This window comes from Cytobacillus sp. IB215316, from assembly GCF_033963865.1.
Classification (GTDB): domain Bacteria; phylum Bacillota; class Bacilli; order Bacillales; family SM2101; genus Nanhaiella; species Nanhaiella sioensis.
The window spans coordinates 1-19,826 of record NZ_JAXBMC010000007.1 but is presented as its reverse complement, the minus strand read 5'-3'; the positions used below and the strand labels follow the sequence as shown (position 1 = coordinate 19,826).

Here is a 19,826-nt window from a genome sequence, read left to right as displayed (position 1 = left end):
ATATAACTGTCTAAAATGACTATCCAATGACTCTAAAATGACAATATAGTCACCTACTGATATTATATAACTTGTTTATAAAACTTAATCAAAAAGCGTGTTCCCTCACCTTCCTTACTCTGAACCTCAATATCACCGTTTTGACTAGTAATGATACTGTAAGCTATCGCTAGACCAATACCGATACTATCGGTATTGGCATTTTTTCCTTTATAAAAACGTTTGAAAATATAAGGTATGTCTTCCTTTGGAATCCCTTTACCATTGTCAGCAATGATGAGTTCAGTGAACAGCGCATTTTCTGAAAAAGAAATGGTGATTACACCACCGTCAGGCGAGTGTTCCACACAGTTTTTTAATATATTTATAACAGCTTCGGCTGACCAGTTAAGGTCCCCAAGAAAAGATGTTGTGTCTTCACCATTAATTGATAATACTTGTTCTTTAATATCCATCGGAATCAAAACAGGATCTATTGATTTTTGGATAAGGTTCTTCACGTTTATTCGATCCTTTTTGAATTGAACCGTTCCTGCATCGATTTTAGATATCTTTAATAATGAGGAAACAAGCCATTCAATACGCTCAATTTGAATACGTAGATTATGAGTGAATTCATCTCTTTTTGCTGTTGGCAGCTCATCATCACTTAACAAATCTGTCATTACCATCATTGAGGTGAGCGGGGTTTTAAGCTGGTGGGAAATATCTGAAATAGCATCAGTAAGCTTGCTTTTATCTTGTTGCAATAGAGATTTATGCTCCGATAGCATTGACGTGACCTTATAAATATTGTTCTTTAGTATACTTAACTCACCTTCTTCGTTATCACGGACATCAAGAGTGTAATCACCTGAGCTAATTCGGCGCAAATAATGAGAGAGCATTTCTATTTCTCGGTATCTCCGGTGTGTAAAAATGAGGGTGATACCAATTAACATTGCTGAACATATGAAAATAAGTACCATTGCACTAATTGACAACAAACCACCAAGCATCGTTGCACAAAGACTAATCAAACACATAATAAATAAAAACATTTGTACCTCTTTATGACGTAACAAGCTATTCACCAACCCTATACCCTAACCCACGAATTGTTTTGATTATCGTCGGTTTTTGGGGGTGATCCTCTAGCTTTTCACGTAGTCTCTTAATATAAACGGTTAAAGTGTTATCGTTTACAAAATCCCCTGCAACATCCCAAATCTGTTCCAATAGCTGGTTTCTTGAAAGAACTTGACCGATATGGTTAGCGAAGATAAGTAAGAGACGATATTCTAAAGCTGTCAAGGTAATTTCCACTCCATTTTTATACACTTTTCCTTCATTTATATTAATTTGAACATTTTCTATTGTAATGACAGATTTTGTCTGTGTCTGCTTTTGGTATCTTCGTAAAACTGATCTGATCCTTGAAAGTAGCTCACGAATACGAAACGGCTTAGTTATATAATCATCTGCGCCCATGTCTAGACCCATTACAACATTAACTTCATCATCAACCGCAGTTAAAAAAATCACCGGAACATCAGCTTGTTTTTTCACAATACGGCATAAATCATACCCACTGCCATCAGGCAGAGATAAATCAAACAAACATAACGCTAATTCGTCTAATTGATCTGAGAGCTCCTTTTTCGCACATGCAACATCATGACAAAGAATTGTAGAATAGTTTTCTTCTTGCAAAGAATATTCAAGCCCTGAAGCAATCGTCTTATCATCTTCCACAATCAATATTTTCATCTCATATTCATCCTATCTTTGTATTTCTTGCGCTTAGTTAAGTTCTAACCTTTGATTAAATAATCTAAACTTATTTTAGTTTTTAAAGATATATCATATGTAAACGAGCTCGGCCAGTTGTAGTTTATGGATTTTAACGACTTGATTGTTGTTTCCCAATCAAGTAATGGAATGTATACCACTATCGATCTCTAAAAAACAATGTTAAATGTATTAACCCCCTTCTTACTATGCTAGTTTGGTAAGAGTTTCAACAAAGTTTCCGAAAAAAGCCTGATTTATTTATGAATTACATCCACCACTGCTATAGGTTGCTTATGATTATTTATAGTACGCCAAACAAGTAGTTTATACAAACTACATACCTCCACAAAATCTTTGGGCTAATTTTTAAACTAGGCTATTTAGCATTGATTGTTGTTTTTTGGTTAAAGATGGAACCTTACCTCACTGCTTTGCTCCAAAACAAAATAACCACCTACATAGGAGGTGGCTATTTTTGTTATGTTTTTATTAATATCGATGGCTATGATCATGATGAGTAACCCATGCATCTTACCACTCAAATTATAATGATAATCTTCTTTTAGGCACAATCATTATCCTTCCAAATCACTCGCAGGGCCGAAGAATTCATAATGAATGTTGTCTTGTGGTACACCTATTTCTTTTAGTAACTGATACACTGTTTTCATAAATGGAAGAGGACCACAGAAATAAAAATCAGCGTTTGTATTATGAACTATTTGTTGTAACCACTCTAGTGTAATGAATCCTTCATGGTCAAAGGCTTTATTATTTATATCATCTACCGTTGGAGCATTGTAGCTATAGTATGCTGAAATTTGTTCATTTTTTGACGTAACAGCACTTACCTCATCTTTCATCGCATGAACATTTCCGTTAATAGCCGCATGGATAAAAGTAACTTTACGTTCAGGTTGAGTATCCGCGATCGTATTAAGCATACTTACCATTGGTGTAATTCCTACCCCTCCACTTAATAAGACAACATCATTTTGTACTTCAGTATTAAGTACGAAATCACCAGCTGGGGCACTGAGGTTTAATATATCCCCTTTTTGTACGTCATCATGTAAATAATTAGAAATTTTACCGTCAGGAATATCCCCCAGTCCCGTTTCTCTTTTAACACTTATACGATAATGCCCTTTATTTGGAGCATCTGATAAACTATACTGGCGAATATGAGTGTATTCTTCACCATCAATGCTACATTTTACACTAATGTATTGACCTGGTATAAAGCTAGAAATAGCTTGTTTATCTTCTGGTTTTAAATAGAAAGATGTGATGACATCACTTTCCTTGACCTTTTTATCTACAATAAACTTCCTAAAACCTTTCCAACCACCATGGCTTTGTTCAGCTTCATTATACATATCGGCTTCAACTGAAATAAACGCATCTGCTATCACACCGTATGCTCTTTCCCATGCATTCATGATTTCATCTGTCGCGGCGTCACCTAACACATCTTTAATAGCTAATAACAAATGCTTACCTACTATCGGATATTGTTCGGCTGTAATTCCTAAACTTCGATGTTTATGGCCAATTTGCTTCACCACAGGAATAATGGCTTCTAAATTATCAATATATTTTGCCGCATTATATACTGCACTAGCTAATGCTTTTTGTTGTCTACCTTGCTTTTGATTAGCGTGATTAAAAATATTCAATAATTCAGGATGATTTCCAAACATTAATTCATAAAATCTAGTTGTAATAGCTTCACCATGTTCTTCAAGTACTGGAACTGTTGATTTAATAATTTCAATTGTTTTTTGATCTAGCATCTTCTATCTCTCCTAGTCAAGTTGTTATTATCGTTTACAATGTAATTATAGTAAAAACTAAGACCTCAGCTTGTGATTTGAATCACATATAATTTGTCTAATTTGTGACAATGATTTTTCTTCAGAAAAAACGACCTTTCAGTTTTAGATATAAGCTCACTGAAATCAGATTATAATAGCATACGTCTAAACCGAGATAAAACCTCTTACAGCTAAAATATACCCTTTTTAATGGAATTTATGTATTTTAAACGTAAAGTATGGACGTTTATTAGTTCTTTCTATATAATAGTTCCATGAAACATATATTTCACGGAACTAGTAATACGAATATTATAGACTCATAGTTAAGGGTGACCGATTATGTCAATCTTTCATAAGATTAATCAATCAGATGAACTACAAACTTTAGCAATTGACAATGACTATACTGATGTCGAAAAAAACTATCACTATTTTTCTAACATGCCTCAATTTATACAGGCATATTTAATAAGTAGAATTTCTTTAAACTATTCAACAAATACAATTCAACGCTACATATACGACTTCAAGTTTTTCTTCGAGTACGTGATCGAAAAAGCGAGTATTGAGCTTAATATGAATGACATTACGTTGGATGATTTTATAGCTTTGGAGCCATCAGGCGTTAGAAATTACGTTCGTTATCTTGCGATTGAACAAAAAAATAATCCAAAAACAATTAATAGAAAATTATCAGCGTTAAAATCTGTCTTCTCTTATTTGCAGCAACAAGATGTAATTATAAGTAACCCAATTGAAGGGATCGAAAGACCTAAAGTAGGACGTTCTGAGCCGGTATTCTTAACAAAACAGGAATGTAGTGAATTATTAACATTTATCAATAACGAAGATAATTATAAATCTAACAGGGAGAAAACTTATCAACAGTTATTTAAATATAGAGACATTACAATCATTCACTTAATGATGATGACAGGACTACGGATTTCAGAATTATGTAGCTTACAAGTACATAATATTTCATGGCATCGGAAGGAAATTACAGTCATCGGTAAAGGTAGTAAACAAAGAAGTGTCCCCTTATCAGACGACACACTTAACAATATACAATTGTATCTACATAAGCTTGATGAAGACATTCGTCCCAAAAAACCAAATGATCCACTCTTTGTCGGTTATGATTTTAAATGGAAAAAACTAAAACTCGGAATTTCAGTTAGTGCAGTACAAAAAATGATCAACCGCCATCTAATTAGAGCAAAGGAACACCTGCCATTTTTGACATACAAACATATTACTGCACATAAACTCCGACATAGTTTTGCAACAGAGCTAGCTCAGCAAGGGGTTGATGTATTAACGATTCAAAATTTATTAGGGCATGAATCTGTTGCAACTACTCAAATTTATGCACATATCCAAAGCGAAACGAAGAAAAAAGCAATCGCTCTACTTAATGATGGATAGATCATTTGACTAATGATTGATGTACAAATGCTCTAGGTATATTGAGATGGTTTTTAGAAGGTGAACTACCTTAACGTTGTCATTTTACGTGTGTATTAGTTGCATAAAAGCATGCGATATACAGCTTAATTTAGTGCTGAACGAAATCTTTATTATCCTCTACGCGAACACGTTATACAATCACTCAATATAATCACCACAAATTTATGTTGAGTATTAATCATACAAATAAAAAGGACTATATAAGTCAGAAATGACACTTATATTAGTCCTATTATTAATTGTTTTCAAAATCCTAGTAAAAAATACATATCTTCTATCTTTGTAGTTAATACTATACAAAAATAAGAAATATTTCCTGTTTCAAAATATAGGAGAACAATCATGCAAGAAAAACTTTTTCCTTATCAAGTTGCAATACTTATCTACATGACTCAAATTAGTGTAGGTATTTTTAGTTTACCTCGTGTTACAGCAGAAGCTTTTGGAACGAACGGCTGGATTGGAATAAGTATAGTATCAATGATTTTCGTAGTGAATATTTTACTAATAGGGCTTGTATTTCATTATAGTAAAGGTAAATCGATCTTCCAGATTTTTAACAGTCATTTACCCAACTTCTTAGTAAAGCCATTTTATATTATTATTGCTTTAATTTATAGTTCACTTAGCATCTTAATAGCTAAAAACTTTCAATTAATAATAGGTATGCAATATTATCCGACAATGCCACCATCATTATTTGTTATTATGGTTTTACTTATCACCTACTGGCTCGTTAGGAGTGGTATATACCATATTGCAAAAGCTACAGTTGTTTTTTTTATAACAATTTTAATTGTTTTCGTATTGGGATATAATCTAGGGGAATTTAGACTAACAAGATTAACACCCTTTATTTTTGAGGGAGAGAAAGAACTGTTAAAAAAAGGTAATCAAGTTGCATTGCACTTCTTAGGTATCGAAATGTCATTATTTTTAATACCGTATATCGCAAAATTAAAAGGAGCTTTTAAGCCAGTTTTATTTTCTCAATTATTGCTTACTTTCATATATTCCATAACGTGTCTAATTTCATTCGGTTTCTTTAGCTATGACCAATTATCTAATGAAACGTATCCGTTATTAACGATGTTTGAGTATATTGAGTTCCCTTTTATAGAGCGAGTTGAAGGGATCGTAATCCATTTATTTTTGTTTGAAGTACTCATTACGATTATTGTATTTTTTTGGGGGGCCGACCAGTTAATCCAACATGCAATTCCTAAAATTTCTCCAAGACTTTCGATCATAAGCTTATTGCTCGTTTCTTTTCTATGCACAATTGTAGTAAATACTCAAGTTGAATTAGAAAAGTGGATTTATTTTCTTCGTTCAGCTGAGTTCATTATCGCATTCTTACTCCCAATATTACTTCTATTATTAATTAGTATTTCAACATTACGCAAAAAACTTAAAAAATAGTCTAACATGTTATTGTGCAGTTACGTTTACTATTAAAAAATAATAAGAAGAACATATATTAGTTTACATAATATTATTATTTTATACTTATATGATCACATAGATTATTTATGGATATTTGGTTATCAATATATAGCTATTTTCGTATGACATATTATAACAATAACCTCTATTTTAAATCAGTTAGTACGACTAATGAACGCAATATAATTAGCTAACCCTTGTTAAATACTTTTTCATCACTATATTTAGCCATATGATATGAACAAGAAGACCGATAGCATATAATAAAGCTACACGATTACTATCCTCCATAAAGATGATTGCTGGCCAATAAAAGGGTACAATTCCAAACAACATCGTCCAACTATTGTGAAAAATATATGGTGGGACAGGTGTGAAAAACATTAGTGTAAGGACCTTCGAAATTGCTAACCCTTCTACTTTATTTGATGCAACAGTAACCATAATAAGTGATAGTAACGGTGCTTCCAATGCCAACATGACTGCAATTGGGAAAAAATTAATAACATGCCAAGGTACTAAACCTTGTAACATAATAACTATGTAAGATAGAAAGAATGTTAGAACAGCTGGGCTAAAAACCCTGAACATGAAGTACCCAGACTTCGTTAATGGAGTCACAGCAAAATAAAGATCAACAGCTTCATCTTTTTCATCTAATAAAATAAACCCCATTAACACTCCCATCCATAAAGGCGTCATTAATAATAACAAACTAATAATAAAGGGATAATGATTTGATAGATCAAATTGAAATGTGCCAAGTACCCAGCTCTGAATAACTGGTAAGACGAACCGTGCAGTCAATCCTAAAATAAAGGGAAAACAAATTGCGATGACAAGTATCGGGTCTTTAATAATATTTCTAGCGTCTTGTACAGCTAATGCAGCTACTCGTTTCATTATTTGCTCCCTCCTATACGTAACACAATAAATTTATAAAAAGCCTTATATGCAAATACATAAACGACCAATATCCAAACAGCTTGAATGATACAAGCATATATGAACTGTGAAACAGTTATTATATCGAGACTGCCATCAAGTAACAACAGTGTAGCTCTTGTCGGTAATAAATTCATAAGCCATGTATCATAAATGTTGAAATACTCTAATAAAGGAAGAAAAAACACAATGATGTATAGAGGTGATAAATATAAGTACTCGTTCACTGAAGAAACCCTTACAGCTAAAATTAGTCCAAGTAAGGTAAAGAAAATTGAAGTTAACACCACTGCTACAGAAAAGGTGAGTATATTCAATTGATCATGATGGAAAATGAGCATGGTGAAAGTACTCGACATTAGCGCTAATATAGTAAGTGACATTATTTTTGAGATGAGGTACTCATGGATGCGAAGTGGTGTAACGAATAACGAATCTAAGGTTGATTGCTCACGCTCTAATAACACAATTCCACCAATAAAGAAAAAGCCTAAGGCAGAAGGGTCAGAAAAAACTATAGCAATAGAGACTTTTTCCAAATGGGCATCAGGTAAAAAGTGAAATACGATCACATAGAATAGACACACTAATGCGTATGCATAATAGAACCCTTGACGCATCTGAAAGCGAATATCCATTCCAACCGCATGTACAAGTCTCATGCCAAACTCCTTCCAGTCATTTCAATAAAAATATCTTCAAGTGTCGCTTCTTGTGTATGAATAGTTAAAAGTTCATAATTTCTAATAATTTGCTGAAAATCTTCATTCTCTCCTAGATTCATTAACGGAAATTCGTCAGCATAACAAGATTGATTGTTCCGATATTCTAATTTAACGATTTTTCTTCCTTTTGATAACTTTAAATTTTTTGGAGAATCGATTGCCGCAATTGTACCGTCTACAATGAAAGCTACACGATCACATAAATGTTCTGCAGTCAGCATATTATGAGTTGTTATAATAATTGTCGTACCTCTCTCCTTTTCTGCTAGAATGAGGTCTTTTATTTTTTTTGCATTTACTGGATCAAGCCCAGATGTAGGTTCATCTAAAAATAAAATGTTTGGGTGATTAAGTAAGGCACGACAAAAATTCAATCTCATTTTCATACCTTTTGAAAATTTACTCACTTTCACATTAGCGTATTCCTCAAGGCCAACGAGCTTTAATAGTTTTTCTGGGTCACTCGTTTTTTCTGCATACATTTTGTTAAAAAATCTTAAATTTTCTAATGCAGTAAACTTTTGATAGAAATTAGGAAATTCAAATGCAACACCTATTTGTTCATAGTAAGTTGAGTTTAGAGAATGCAACTCATTTGAATTAACTTTCACGCTACCCTCGTAATTTTTTAACAGTCCTATCAAAATCTTTTGTGTTGTACTTTTTCCTGCACCGGATGGGCCTAAAAAGCCAAATATTTCTCCTTTATTCACACTGAAATCAAGGCCCCTAATCGTTTTTTCAGTAACGCCTGGATATTGATATCTAAGCTTAGCAACTTCAATCAACAAAATCACCCCATAGTTAGCATTTGATTTAAGAGCATAGAATGTATGGATGCTTACCCTGAAACCATTACCGCTTTTATTTAAAACCTGATTCCAATTGCGCTAAAGCTTGGTCAATAGCGTCAACAACATTAACGTTAGGATGTTGAATACAATAATATGCCACTGAAAAAAGTGCACCTATTATAGATCCAGCAAGTGTAGTGACAGCTAAATCATTCTCATCACAACCAAGCCTCTCGGATATCAGCTTTGCAATTAACTTTGCAGTCCCGCTAGCATGAATTAATGTTGCTGCACGGAGTTCAGGTACAGACATAATTAGCTTCATTCTCTCTTGAAGTGCTTCTTTCCCTTCCTCTGGAATGTAAGACATCCCCTCATTTACTGCTCCTCGAAAAGCTTGGATTGGTGTAAGTTCCTTCGACTGCGCTTGAAATGCTTTAATTAAAATTGGATCATAATCATCGTCAAGTACGACAGATTCCTTCGTTGGGAAATAGCGAAAAAACGTACTCGGCGATATTTCTGATGCCTCGGCTATTTGTTCAACAGTCGTATTGGCATAGCCTTGTTGTTCAAACAAGGCTAAAGCATGATATTGGATAACGGCTCTCGTTTTTGCCTTCTTTCTATCTCTGAGACTTCCCTTTTTATGCTCAGTCATCGAATCGCCTCCTAGTTTGAACTCGGATTTTAATTGTGGAATTATATTGATAGTCTATGTTAATTGACAGTCACTGTCAATTTTTATGAGCCACATTTTTTTATCATTTTCCTTATGAGCTTTACTAGCAGGGTAGCCCGCCTCATTCAATTGAATGGTTTTATTTGACTGCAAACTTTTATGTTTCAAGTGCTAAATGTATTTGACTAATGTCTAAATACACTAATCAATACTCAAGGATCATTATTAAAAACAAACGTTCTTACTTTCAACTTGCACCTAGTATGTAGTATTTCGCAGAGTCTTTTCGTAATCTTTTATTGCAATTGTAGCTAAATTAATTCCTACTAAGTGGTTTTATATGTTAGTCATCGTTGGTACAGACTTAAAAATGACACTCTTTCTAGTTGAGTAAATGTTTATTTCTTAATACGAAAACAGCCTTCCTATGTGTTTTTTATAATCAAAAATATTAAAAGTAGAAAAATACTACGAACGAAAGTGTATGTGTGATTATAACTAAGAACGAATAGCAACGATTTTTAACAGAAAGATTAGACGGTACTTTTCTTATTTGTATTCATTAAATAATTGATTAAACGTTTGTTGTTTACATAATGTTTTTATAATAAACACTTACATTTCTTTTATGTTAATTCCATTCGATGGAACATTTTCCCCTATTGAGGTGGTAAAATTAAATGAGGAACACAAATTGGGGGTGTAAGCGATGCCAGATTGGTCCTACCATCAAATATTTAAACCAGTAATTAAACACCTGTCGCCGGCCACCTCTCGTGAGTTTATTCATAGAAGTATGAACATGGTTGCTTCTCTCCCAGGTGGTCATCATATTATTAACTTTTTGGGTAGGGAAGAATCCTCACCCTTACTTACGACAGAAGTTAGCAATATTCACTTCAAACACACTGTTGGTTTATCGGGAAAAATAGACCCATTACTTTCTGGGACAAAGGCCTTTTCCAACTTAGGATTTAGCTTTATTGAGATCGGGCCGATCACGATAGACTCAAAGAAAGGAACTACACCAGAAGTTAACTTTCAGGAAGAGTATATTAAGTTTTCAAATGACTTCGAATCCATTGGTCTAGATGAAACTAAACGAAAATTACATAAACTAAAGGTACAACAGAAACTCTTAATGAGTTTAGTTGGGAATGAACAAGAACTTAACACGATGATCCTAGAATTAGAAGAGTTAGCTGATGTTTTTATCATTCAAGCAGACATGGCGAAAAAAGGGAACATTTTCTCTACGACTAAACCTATTTACGTCGCAACACCTATTCAATCTCTCAACGATCACACGCTCGACTTCTTTGAGACTTTCGATGGTATTGTATTAGAAGAGGATTGGTTAACTACAAATAATACAGACGATCTAATAAAAAAAATAAGATACTTGAAAAAAAGTAAGTTCACAAAACCTATAATTACGGTTGGGGGGGTTAAAGAGCCTAATGACGCCTTATTGCTTTTAGAAGCTGGTGCAGATTTAATCATGCTTTCTAGTGGTTATGTTTTCGCAGGTCCAGGCTTAACGAAGCGGATAAATGAAGCGGTATTAACAACTAGACAAGAAAAAATAATACCCCAACTAGGTTGGAAATATTATTGGTTGTTCGGTTTATTTATTTTGTTTGGTGGAATAATTGCTCTCTTTATTAGCTTGACGTCTGTTCTGTTGCCATATGATGAACAGTTCTTACGAATGAACAAGGAATCGATTTGGATTTTTAATGAACGCATTCTGTTATTTATGTCTCACGACCGAATGACTCTTGCTGGAACGATGATTTCAGGTGGCATTGTTTATATGAATTTAGCTTCATACGGTGTTAAGAAGGGGCTTCGATGGGCAAAACAAGCGATTGATCTAGCAGCTATAACCGGATTTCTCGGCATTTTTTTATTTATAGGGTATGGTTATTTTGATTGGCTTCATCTACTGTTTTGGCTACTATTATTACCCTTTTACGTGTTAGGATTTTTAACAACGAAAGGAATTATTAATACCCCTAATTCTACGAATACAAAAAACCATAAAATATGGAAGCAAAGTTTATTTGGCCAACTTGCTTTTGTAATGTTAGGATTTTCATTTGTTCTTGGGGGCATAATTATTTCTTATATTGGTGTTACATCGGTATTTGTACCAACAGATTTATTGTATATTTGCATGCCTCCAGAATTTATACAGTTGTTCAATGAGCGATTAATTCCTGTAATTGCCCACGATCGTGCTGGTTTTGGAAGTGCCTTATTTAGTGTCGGCTTATTAGTGTTAACGGTATCTTTATGGGGATTTCAACAAGGTAACAAATGGGTATGGTGGACTTTGTTCATTGGAGGTATCCCAGCTTTTATAACTGGGATTTCAATACATATAGCGATCGGTTATACGACCTTTATACACCTGTTACCAGCGTATATAGCATTAATGTTATTCTTTACTGGTCTAATATGGAGCTATCGATTTTTTCAAAAACAAACAGATGAACTCAGATAGTAAACTACAATAATATTAGTAGTTTACTATATTTTTTTCTGTGAAATTTAAACGCTTCATTATCCAAGCACGAATTATGTTATGATGATATATCATAGCAAATCATAGAGAATACTATAGCGAAGCCATTAATTTATTCATTCGAAAACAACAAAAAAGACGTGAAATAATGGGGGTAATAATCATGAAAAAATGGGCATTTGTTTCCGATTTCGATGGTACAATTTCGAAAAAAGACTTTTATTATATCGTCATCGAAAAATATTTTAAACAAGGTGAAGAGCTACGTAAGCAATGGAAGGCTGGAGATATAAAGGACATTGATTTCTTATCAACAGTATTTACATCCATCCATCAAGAAGAACAACAAATCATTAATGATATTCTTGCTATTCCGATTGATGAATACGTACCTACATTCATCGAACATGTTCAACAAAACGGTGGTGATTTTTATATTTTAAGTGCAGGAACTGACTACTACATAAAACATATTTTACAGAAATATCATGTATCTGACGTAGAAGTGCTTTCTAATAAAGGATTTTATCAAGAAAGAAATGTGCATTTAAATATTGACCCAGAACATAGACATTACTCTGAACGGTACGGAATTGATAAAGCAAAAGTAATTCAAGAGTTAAAAGAACAATATGACCTTGTATATTTCGCTGGAGATAGTGAACCTGATTCTCATCCTGCTGCACATGCAGATATCACTTTTGCCAAGAATGGACTACAGGATTTATTAAGTGAAAAAAAATTACCATATGTTGCTGTAGATGATTTCACAGAAATTGAACAGTATTTGGTGAACAAAGGAATGATATCTCAATGATCAATCCTGTGACTTCTATACCCATCCCTGCTATTTTAGAAATACGGCAAGGAGCTTCGCTACATCTAGAACAAATTTTACAGAAACATGGTTTTACGAATGCGGTTATTCTTTTTGATGATTTTACTTACCATACATATAAAGATACGATTCAACAATCGATAACAACGTTGAAGTTAGATATGAAACTGTTATCAAGTAATTTAGATATCCAAGCACTTATCAAAACTGCCTTTGACATGGAACGTTATGAAGTCGTTTTGGCAATGGGCGGTGGAACAATCATTGATTATGGAAAATATATTGCTTTTTCTAGAAGAGTACCATTTATAAGTATACCTACCTCAGCGTCCAATGATGGATTTGCAAGCAGTAATTGTTCTATCGAGGTTAATGGCAAGAAAACAACGGTACCCGCAAAAGTCCCTTATGGTATTATTGCTGACTTGCAAATTATAGAACAAGTACCTAAGCGATTCATTTTAGCAGGTATCGGTGACTTAATGTCAAATATCACTGCATTGTATGATTGGGAATTTGAAGAAAACCATGGGGTGAGTTCTGTTAGCGCTTTTGCATCAATGCTTAGTAAAAAAGCTGTAAATAGCTTTATACGAACTCCGATGAATGAAATAAGTAGCCCTATTTTTTTAAAGGAATTAATAAGCTCATTGACTATGGGTGGAATTGCAACAGCGATAAGTGGCAATAGTTCTCCTATTAGTGGCTCAGAACATCTTATATCTCATGCACTTGATAAAATATCCACTTCACCACAAATGCATGGGATTCAAGTTGGCCTCGCTACATATATTATGGCTAATGTACAATGTCATCGTGCAGAACGAATGATGAAAGTATTTACTAGAACTGGCTTTTTTGAATATATAAAAACGTTACAATTACATAAAGATGAATACCGACAGGCCATTGAAATCGCTCCAACAATTAAACCGAATCGGTATACATATTTGCATGATGATGAGTATCGGCAGCAAGCCTTGAAATTTCTGGAGGATGACCCTATGTTGCAACAAATTTTTGGGTGCTAAAGGGATATGACCCTCACTGCTTTTACGCAGTGAGGGTCATATCCTACTACGATATTGATCAACTAAATGAGTTTGCGGGTCAAATCCTATAGTTTATCGGTCAATTTTTATCATTTTTGGGTCAATTACTCGGGTTTATCGGTCAATTCGGATTATTTATCAGTCGTAATTATTATCGAAGTGTGAAATCACCAGACGAAATATCAACAATTAATTCATGATCCCCAGATCCAATCGTGCCGATTATCCGGCCATCAGATTTTTCGTCATAGTTCACACCATCTAGTTCAACGACTCCATCACCTGAACTACTTCTAAAATTAATGTATAGAGATGACGGGGGTTTTACAAATTCGATATCTACATCACCACTCGCAGCATCTGCGGTAATGTTGCCAGAAGATTCCTCATTTAATATGGAAATATCCCCAGAAGCATTATTTGCTTTTACATCACCTATTACATTTGTTAAAATCATATCACCAGATGATGCCTTAAATGATGAATGAACAGCTTGCTGATCATCTACTGTAATATCTCCTGATGCAGTTGTTACAAAAATCCGATCAGCCACTATGCCTTTCGTTTCAATATCACCAGATGCTGCTGATATATTAAATTGAGTAGCTTTTATTTGTTCAGCTTCAATATCACCTGACGCTGTGTGTAATGTTACTGATTCATATAACTTTGTAGGCAAAAACACTGATACAGTTGTATCTACTATAGATATACCAATATGAAAATAAGTATCTGGTTTTTTAAACTGTACCTTCAGCAAATCACCTGTTTCTTCTACTTCTAATTGATATTTTTCTTTCAGCTTTTCACTTACTTTACCATTTACCTCAATAGTAAAGCGGTCATCGTCAGAAGGTAAAACTTCTATATCAGTTGACGCAAAGTCTATGTCAATTTTTTTAATCTCTTCATTCTGAACTACTTTTTTATCATGTAAAGTTACCGTATTAATTGATAAGCCTCCTGTTGCATTAATTGAAACAACGGATCCAACAACTCCTATAAGAAAAACGACTAGCAACCCAAGTAACAGTTTTTTCATACTGTCTGACCTCCTTTAATAATATGAATGTTAAATTTAATGTAACGGAGAATAATATTATATAAATACTTTCCGAGCTTTATCATACCTATCCCCATTAATAAACCTAAGCTACATAATGTGATTGCTACAAAAAAGTTAACAGCTAAACTCCCTGCTGGGCCATTAATTAGTAACGATAGTATAAGTACAACTGGCGAAAGTGTAAACGCAATAGCAACTCCACATAACGCAATATATACACCTATTAAACCTAATACAGGACCCAATACAAATACGATATTAATAAAACTAAGGCTCGTTGTAGCAAAAATTGCGTTCATCATATTTGAAACTGACTTGTCTTTTTCAGCTAGCTCAACACGGTAGACTGTCAAAAGATCACGCGCAATCTGTTCTGGGTCACCCAGTTCACTTATCAATTCCTCTTCACTCTTTCCATTATCTAGCCCTACTTCAAAATGCTCTATATAGTCATATAACATTTCTTTTCGTTCATGCTCAGGAACACGCTTTAACATTTGCTCGAGCTTAGTTAAAAATTCTTGTTTACTCATGATTTAATCCCTCCTCTATAAATAAATTGACAGCCTTAGAAAATTGCTGCCATTCATCAACTAGAATGGTCATATAGTCGCTTCCTTTAGTTGTTAATGAATAATACTTTCTCGGTGGTCCTTCCGTCGATTCAGCTAAATAAGTTGATACATATTCGTCCTTCGTTAGCCTTCTAAGTAAAGGGTATAAAGTTCCTTCTGCCATTTGAATTTTATTCGATATATTTTGAGCTAGTTCATACCCATATTGATCTTTTTTTGATATTAAAAGTAAGACGCATAATTCTAAGACACCTTTTTTAAATTGTACATTCACTATATGCACCTCCTATTTTTCTTTCCTTTAAGTTTTTTCTAGTTAATACCTATAAAACTAATATTTACCACAACTTAATGATAATATACAGTATTGAATAATGCAAGGTACTAAACAAAGTTTTACCGCCCATATTTCATATATACAAACTGTGCATAGAAAATATGCAATAAAACAACATAGAATCTTTATCAATTTATTTCTACATTCATAATGATCATTAATCCTATTTAAATTTTGTTGCTATTGAAATCCTATTATAAATGAGTAATAAATTTCCACAAGACTCGAAATATACGTGAATATCCTAAGTACGAAAAATAACGAACAGTATAATTTAAAATAAGGAAAAAAATAAGAAGACGGTAAGTATTACAACACTATACTGTCTTCCACATTTAGTACTTATTACATTTGGTCATTTATGAATCTTGATTCTTTAGATAAGCTATTAATTCTACATCTACAATAGTCTACATCTAATGAGCGAAATTTCAATAACGAGTTCATTTATTTCTTGTCTTAAGAAACATGGACATAACAGTTAATAACACAGCTACAGACAGTAATATATCCGTCATAATTTGAAATATGGTACTGCTTTCCATACCCAAACGAATGATTATGTAAAGAATTACGAAGATAGAAAAGATAAATATCCCAAATCCTCTTAGTATTTTCATGTTGTGTTAAGGTGTAAAATGAACCACCTTCAACCCTCCTGTAAGATTAATGTTATAGACTTATTAACCATTATAGTTCATATAGCTTGTGGTTTTTAAGTCCCCATATAAATATGCTATAAATTCATTATTTTTACTCCCAAACTTTTGTTAATACCATTATGCTTAGATTTTCAAAAAGTTTGAAATGTCTTTTCCGTTAATTTATTCTTTAATAGGTCTTTCGTTGATTCCCCGCTTAACTAATAGCAACTCAGTAAACGAAAAGAGTATGATGTAATGAAAAAACTATTCTCTAAGATAAAAACTTACATTTAGTTAGAGTAAAGTGTTGAGCTCTTCTCTATTTTACACTATAATTAAGAACAAATATTCTTAAGGAGTGATTATTTTGGCACAATCTAAAGCAAAAAAGATTCGGCTGAAAGCAATAAGAGAAGGAAAAAGGAACCCCGAAGAAAACAGGAGCCCCTTTGTTTTTGCTGATATGAGAACACGGAAAACGAAAACGAAAAAAGACTTAGTTTATAAGCACAAGCATAAGAACCAATCTCCAGATAAAAATAGAGATGGTTCTTTTTATTTGCTTGTTTCAAATGAATAAATTAAAACATACAAGTTATACATGCTATTTATATATATGTCTCTTCTAAGTGTTAATTTCGTAATAACAGCTAAACACGAAAGAGCTAACATACTTGAACATCTTTTCTTCTTAAATACTATACAAATTGCAAGTAAAAAAAAGCAATAAAGTATACGAAAAGAGTTTTTATAGAAAGATTAAATTTAAGAACATGAACAACAGAGTTAAAAAAGGTGTTATTTTATTCTTTGTTGTTGAATAGCTTCCTTGCCATTTTTCAACACTGCCTGAAGTAGTGAAAGCCAAACAGGATGATTATGTTTTATCTTTTTCCCTTGCCCTAATCTCTTCATTTGTTGTGAATACCATATTATTTCAAATGGCACCTTATTATCAATGCCTTTCACCCCGATTTTCTTTTGAGGTAAGACGACTTCTTGAAGACTTTTGTTTGCAATTAAACGTGGAAGGTCTGGATAAACTGCTAGTGGACGAGCAATTCCTATAAAATCTGTCGCATTAGATTGAATTGCATTTTCCATTCCTATCGTTGACCGGAATCCACCTGTAACACATAATGGCATATGTACTGTTTTTCTAAGCTTTTCAGCAAAATCAAGAAAATACGCCTCTCTAACCTTTGTACTCTCCTTCACATTTCTTCCTGTCATTTGAGGATTTTCATATGAACCTCCTGAAATTTCTAACAAGTCTACTCCTTCTTTTTCTAACTGTTTAGCAACATACATCGCTTCTTCCTCAGTAAAACCTGCTTTCATAAAATCAGCAGAATTCATCTTCACACTTATCGGAAACGATCCAGTTTGATTTCTTATTTCTCTATATATTTCTATTAAAAATTTCATTCTACCATCTATATCTCCTCCCCATTCATCATTACGGTGGTTATGTCTTGGAGATAGAAATTGACTAATAAGGTATCCGTGCGCTCCGTGAATTTGCACACCAGTAAACCCTGCTTTTTTTGCTAGCTTAGCACTGTTACCAAACCTACGAATTAAATCATTAATCTCCGAGCCTGTAATTTCCCGAGGGTGAGGGAAAAACCTACTTAAACTTTCATGCAAAGGAATCGCTGATGGAGCAACTGTTTCTTTTACGACACCTTTTGGAGCTTGCTTTCCTGGATGATTCAATTGCATCCATAAGTGTGTATCATTTATTGTTCCTTTTTCTGCCCATTTTTCTAAAAAAGGTAAGATACTTTCATCTTCAACAACGACATTTCTCGTTTCACCTAATGCTTTTCTATCCACCATGACATTACCAGTCACAACTATTCCCGTGCCACCTCGCGCCCACGTTTCATATAAATGATAAATTGCTTCAGTAGGTTGATGATGCTTATTTGCGAGAGCCTCACTCATAGCACCTTTGAAAAATCGGTTTTTTATTTTAATTCCATTGTTTAACGTAAATTCTTTGAAAAGAACTGAATCCACAAATTTCACTCCTTTGGTTTCAATATGTTATGTAAATAATATACGATGACTTATAAACCGTTATAATCAGGTGGATAATGTTTTCCACCTGATTATTTTTATTGTATAAACGGTGTCGCAGAGAATAATCCTTTGTATCTAATCGCTCTTGATTTATGAAAATAAACTAGCTCAGCATATCTATAGTAAGAACTAGAATTACTTGCAAAAGCCATCATCTGACGAGTGTAGTGCTCTGCTAGTGCAGCATGTTGCATAAATAATTGCTGATAATTAGCGATATTCTGAGCTTGTGTAGTGCCCATTTGCTGATACTGCATATATCGTGCAAACCTCCTTTTTCTTACATGCTAATATATTATGTAAAAGAAGTTTGTCACGTCCAAATAAAAGTTAACCATACATTATCACAAGCTAAACGACAGAAATTTTACGAAGTAACAAGTTTTTTACTGCTCTGTATCTAATCGTAATATAGATGTAACTAAAAGTGCAATCAAAAAAGTTGTCAATAGGTCTATCAATGTAATATTTCTCTATGATGTATATATATGGTATCGTAAAATATGTACATAAAGCTTTATGCCTGTGGATCAGCCTTGTTCTCTCAATGTTATATATGTTTTTTTAAAATTCCGTCTTTCAAACTGGGTATTTTAACCAGAAATATGACAAAAAACAGCTGTTATAGTGGATATGTAAGATAAACAACGAGGAGGAATAACAATATGAAAAAAACATTCTTATTATCAACTGCAGCGGCTGTAACGTTATTAATCTCTTCACCTGGAATGAGTTCTGCAGCTAGTAACCCAAATACTAATACTTCTAATTTTAAAATAGATTGTCCAACCCCACAAGAAATCACATTTAATGAAGGTCAAGTGACTCCAAACTTACAAAAAATAATGACGCAAATGACAGAGGGCAATGTAAATATACAAGATATGCTCAATCAAATTGCTGAGAAATATAATATTGATTTAACTGAAGCTAAAAAACTTTTAAATAATGGAAATGTAACTGTTCCTGAACAAGAAATAGCTAAACCAAAACCAGTTGAGCAAAATACTTCTAAACCTGCTCCACAAACTGAAGTTAAAG

19 protein-coding genes are annotated in these 19,826 nt (G+C 33.4%); 7 read left to right on the top strand and 12 right to left on the bottom strand.

The annotated features are described in order from the left end of the window. Positions 1-62 precede the first annotated feature (62 nt). The 3 genes from SLH48_RS12665 to hmpA form a co-directional block, all read right to left on the bottom strand. Positions 63-1,064: a HAMP domain-containing sensor histidine kinase gene (locus SLH48_RS12665; protein WP_320258484.1), complete on the bottom strand. Its 1,002-nt coding sequence runs from the start codon at positions 1,062-1,064 to the stop codon at positions 63-65. A 1-nt stretch (position 1,065) separates the two neighbouring features. Then, complete coding sequence (locus SLH48_RS12660; protein WP_320258483.1) at positions 1,066-1,749, bottom strand: response regulator transcription factor; 684 nt, start codon at positions 1,747-1,749, stop codon at positions 1,066-1,068. A gap of 599 nt (positions 1,750-2,348) precedes the next feature. Further along, positions 2,349-3,569 carry an NO-inducible flavohemoprotein gene (gene hmpA / locus SLH48_RS12655; RefSeq protein WP_320258482.1) on the bottom strand — a complete coding sequence of 407 codons (1,221 nt, stop codon included), beginning with the start codon at positions 3,567-3,569 and terminating at the stop codon, positions 2,349-2,351. A 363-nt stretch (positions 3,570-3,932) separates the two neighbouring features. On the opposite strand from hmpA, the gene SLH48_RS12650 reads away from it, so the two are divergent. Both SLH48_RS12650 and SLH48_RS12645 read left to right on the top strand, forming a co-directional pair. Next, positions 3,933-5,021 (top strand): tyrosine-type recombinase/integrase, encoded by a 1,089-nt coding sequence (locus SLH48_RS12650; protein ID WP_320258481.1) that lies wholly within the window; start codon positions 3,933-3,935, stop codon positions 5,019-5,021. A 384-nt stretch (positions 5,022-5,405) separates the two neighbouring features. Further along, entirely contained in the window at positions 5,406-6,485 is a 1,080-nt protein-coding gene (locus tag SLH48_RS12645; protein ID WP_320258480.1) for a GerAB/ArcD/ProY family transporter, read from the top strand. Positions 6,486-6,695: 210 nt separating this feature from the next. Here SLH48_RS12645 and SLH48_RS12640 read toward each other — a convergent pair whose 3' ends face one another. From SLH48_RS12640 to SLH48_RS12625, 4 genes are all read right to left on the bottom strand, one after another. After that, positions 6,696-7,412, bottom strand: a complete 717-nt coding sequence (locus SLH48_RS12640) for a hypothetical protein (RefSeq protein WP_320258479.1) — start codon at positions 7,410-7,412, stop codon at positions 6,696-6,698. After that, positions 7,412-8,116: an ABC transporter permease gene (locus SLH48_RS12635; RefSeq protein ID WP_320258478.1), complete on the bottom strand. Its 705-nt coding sequence runs from the start codon at positions 8,114-8,116 to the stop codon at positions 7,412-7,414. Before SLH48_RS12635 ends, SLH48_RS12640 begins: the two co-directional genes overlap by 1 nt. Further along, positions 8,113-8,967, bottom strand: coding sequence for an ABC transporter ATP-binding protein (locus tag SLH48_RS12630; RefSeq protein WP_320258477.1), 855 nt, complete (start codon positions 8,965-8,967; stop codon positions 8,113-8,115). The genes SLH48_RS12635 and SLH48_RS12630 overlap by 4 nt, the downstream gene beginning before the upstream one ends. Before the next feature lie 76 nt (positions 8,968-9,043). Continuing rightward, positions 9,044-9,634 (bottom strand): TetR family transcriptional regulator, encoded by a 591-nt coding sequence (locus SLH48_RS12625; protein WP_320258476.1) that lies wholly within the window; start codon positions 9,632-9,634, stop codon positions 9,044-9,046. A gap of 730 nt (positions 9,635-10,364) precedes the next feature. On the opposite strand from SLH48_RS12625, the gene SLH48_RS12620 reads away from it, so the two are divergent. From SLH48_RS12620 to SLH48_RS12610, 3 genes are all read left to right on the top strand, one after another. Next, positions 10,365-12,164 carry a dihydroorotate dehydrogenase gene (locus SLH48_RS12620; RefSeq protein WP_320258475.1) on the top strand — a complete coding sequence of 600 codons (1,800 nt, stop codon included), beginning with the start codon at positions 10,365-10,367 and terminating at the stop codon, positions 12,162-12,164. Positions 12,165-12,348: 184 nt separating this feature from the next. After that, entirely contained in the window at positions 12,349-13,002 is a 654-nt protein-coding gene (locus SLH48_RS12615; RefSeq protein WP_214481780.1) for an MtnX-like HAD-IB family phosphatase, read from the top strand. Then, a complete protein-coding gene (locus SLH48_RS12610; protein ID WP_320258474.1) occupies positions 12,999-14,054 on the top strand; it encodes an iron-containing alcohol dehydrogenase family protein in 1,056 nt (351 codons plus the stop codon). Before SLH48_RS12615 ends, SLH48_RS12610 begins: the two co-directional genes overlap by 4 nt. A 172-nt stretch (positions 14,055-14,226) precedes the next feature. Here SLH48_RS12610 and SLH48_RS12605 read toward each other — a convergent pair whose 3' ends face one another. Genes SLH48_RS12605 through SLH48_RS12595 form a run of 3 tightly spaced genes read right to left on the bottom strand, consistent with a single transcriptional unit; the run spans position 14,227 to position 15,990 of the window. Beyond that, positions 14,227-15,117 carry a DUF4097 family beta strand repeat-containing protein gene (locus SLH48_RS12605; RefSeq protein WP_320258472.1) on the bottom strand — a complete coding sequence of 297 codons (891 nt, stop codon included), beginning with the start codon at positions 15,115-15,117 and terminating at the stop codon, positions 14,227-14,229. Further along, positions 15,114-15,674, bottom strand: coding sequence for an HAAS signaling domain-containing protein (locus SLH48_RS12600; RefSeq protein ID WP_320258470.1), 561 nt, complete (start codon positions 15,672-15,674; stop codon positions 15,114-15,116). The genes SLH48_RS12605 and SLH48_RS12600 overlap by 4 nt, the downstream gene beginning before the upstream one ends. Further along, positions 15,667-15,990: a PadR family transcriptional regulator gene (locus SLH48_RS12595; RefSeq protein WP_214481784.1), complete on the bottom strand. Its 324-nt coding sequence runs from the start codon at positions 15,988-15,990 to the stop codon at positions 15,667-15,669. Before SLH48_RS12595 ends, SLH48_RS12600 begins: the two co-directional genes overlap by 8 nt. A 1,074-nt stretch (positions 15,991-17,064) precedes the next feature. Between SLH48_RS12595 and SLH48_RS12590 the strand changes: the two genes are divergently transcribed. Beyond that, on the top strand, positions 17,065-17,277 hold the full coding sequence (locus SLH48_RS12590) for a hypothetical protein (protein WP_320258469.1): 213 nt from the start codon (positions 17,065-17,067) through the stop codon (positions 17,275-17,277). A 218-nt stretch (positions 17,278-17,495) separates the two neighbouring features. On the opposite strand, the gene SLH48_RS12585 is transcribed toward SLH48_RS12590, so the two are convergent. Together SLH48_RS12585 and SLH48_RS12580 are read right to left on the bottom strand one after the other, a co-directional pair. After that, a complete protein-coding gene (locus tag SLH48_RS12585; protein ID WP_320258468.1) occupies positions 17,496-18,722 on the bottom strand; it encodes an NADH:flavin oxidoreductase/NADH oxidase family protein in 1,227 nt (408 codons plus the stop codon). 98 nt (positions 18,723-18,820) lie between these two features. After that, positions 18,821-19,042: a hypothetical protein gene (locus SLH48_RS12580; RefSeq protein ID WP_214481787.1), complete on the bottom strand. Its 222-nt coding sequence runs from the start codon at positions 19,040-19,042 to the stop codon at positions 18,821-18,823. Between the two features lie 408 nt (positions 19,043-19,450). Here SLH48_RS12580 and SLH48_RS12575 point away from each other — a divergent pair. Then, on the top strand, positions 19,451-19,826 hold a 376-nt coding region (locus SLH48_RS12575; protein WP_320258467.1), incomplete at its 3' end, for a hypothetical protein.

Excerpts from the sequence above, each read along its gene's own strand:
- SLH48_RS12660 (WP_320258483.1), bottom strand. The coding sequence starts at position 1,749 with ATGAAAATATTGATTGTGGAAGATGATAAGACGATTGCTTCAGGGCTT.
- hmpA (WP_320258482.1), bottom strand. The coding sequence starts at position 3,569 with ATGCTAGATCAAAAAACAATTGAAATTATTAAATCAACAGTTCCAGTA.
- SLH48_RS12650 (WP_320258481.1), top strand. The coding sequence starts at position 3,933 with ATGTCAATCTTTCATAAGATTAATCAATCAGATGAACTACAAACTTTA.
- SLH48_RS12645 (WP_320258480.1), top strand. The coding sequence starts at position 5,406 with ATGCAAGAAAAACTTTTTCCTTATCAAGTTGCAATACTTATCTACATG.
- SLH48_RS12640 (WP_320258479.1), bottom strand. The coding sequence starts at position 7,412 with ATGAAACGAGTAGCTGCATTAGCTGTACAAGACGCTAGAAATATTATT.
- SLH48_RS12635 (WP_320258478.1), bottom strand. The coding sequence starts at position 8,116 with ATGAGACTTGTACATGCGGTTGGAATGGATATTCGCTTTCAGATGCGT.
- SLH48_RS12625 (WP_320258476.1), bottom strand. The coding sequence starts at position 9,634 with ATGACTGAGCATAAAAAGGGAAGTCTCAGAGATAGAAAGAAGGCAAAA.
- SLH48_RS12620 (WP_320258475.1), top strand. The coding sequence starts at position 10,365 with ATGCCAGATTGGTCCTACCATCAAATATTTAAACCAGTAATTAAACAC.
- SLH48_RS12615 (WP_214481780.1), top strand. The coding sequence starts at position 12,349 with ATGAAAAAATGGGCATTTGTTTCCGATTTCGATGGTACAATTTCGAAA.
- SLH48_RS12610 (WP_320258474.1), top strand. The coding sequence starts at position 12,999 with ATGATCAATCCTGTGACTTCTATACCCATCCCTGCTATTTTAGAAATA.
- SLH48_RS12605 (WP_320258472.1), bottom strand. The coding sequence starts at position 15,117 with ATGAAAAAACTGTTACTTGGGTTGCTAGTCGTTTTTCTTATAGGAGTT.
- SLH48_RS12600 (WP_320258470.1), bottom strand. The coding sequence starts at position 15,674 with ATGAGTAAACAAGAATTTTTAACTAAGCTCGAGCAAATGTTAAAGCGT.
- SLH48_RS12580 (WP_214481787.1), bottom strand. The coding sequence starts at position 19,042 with ATGCAGTATCAGCAAATGGGCACTACACAAGCTCAGAATATCGCTAAT.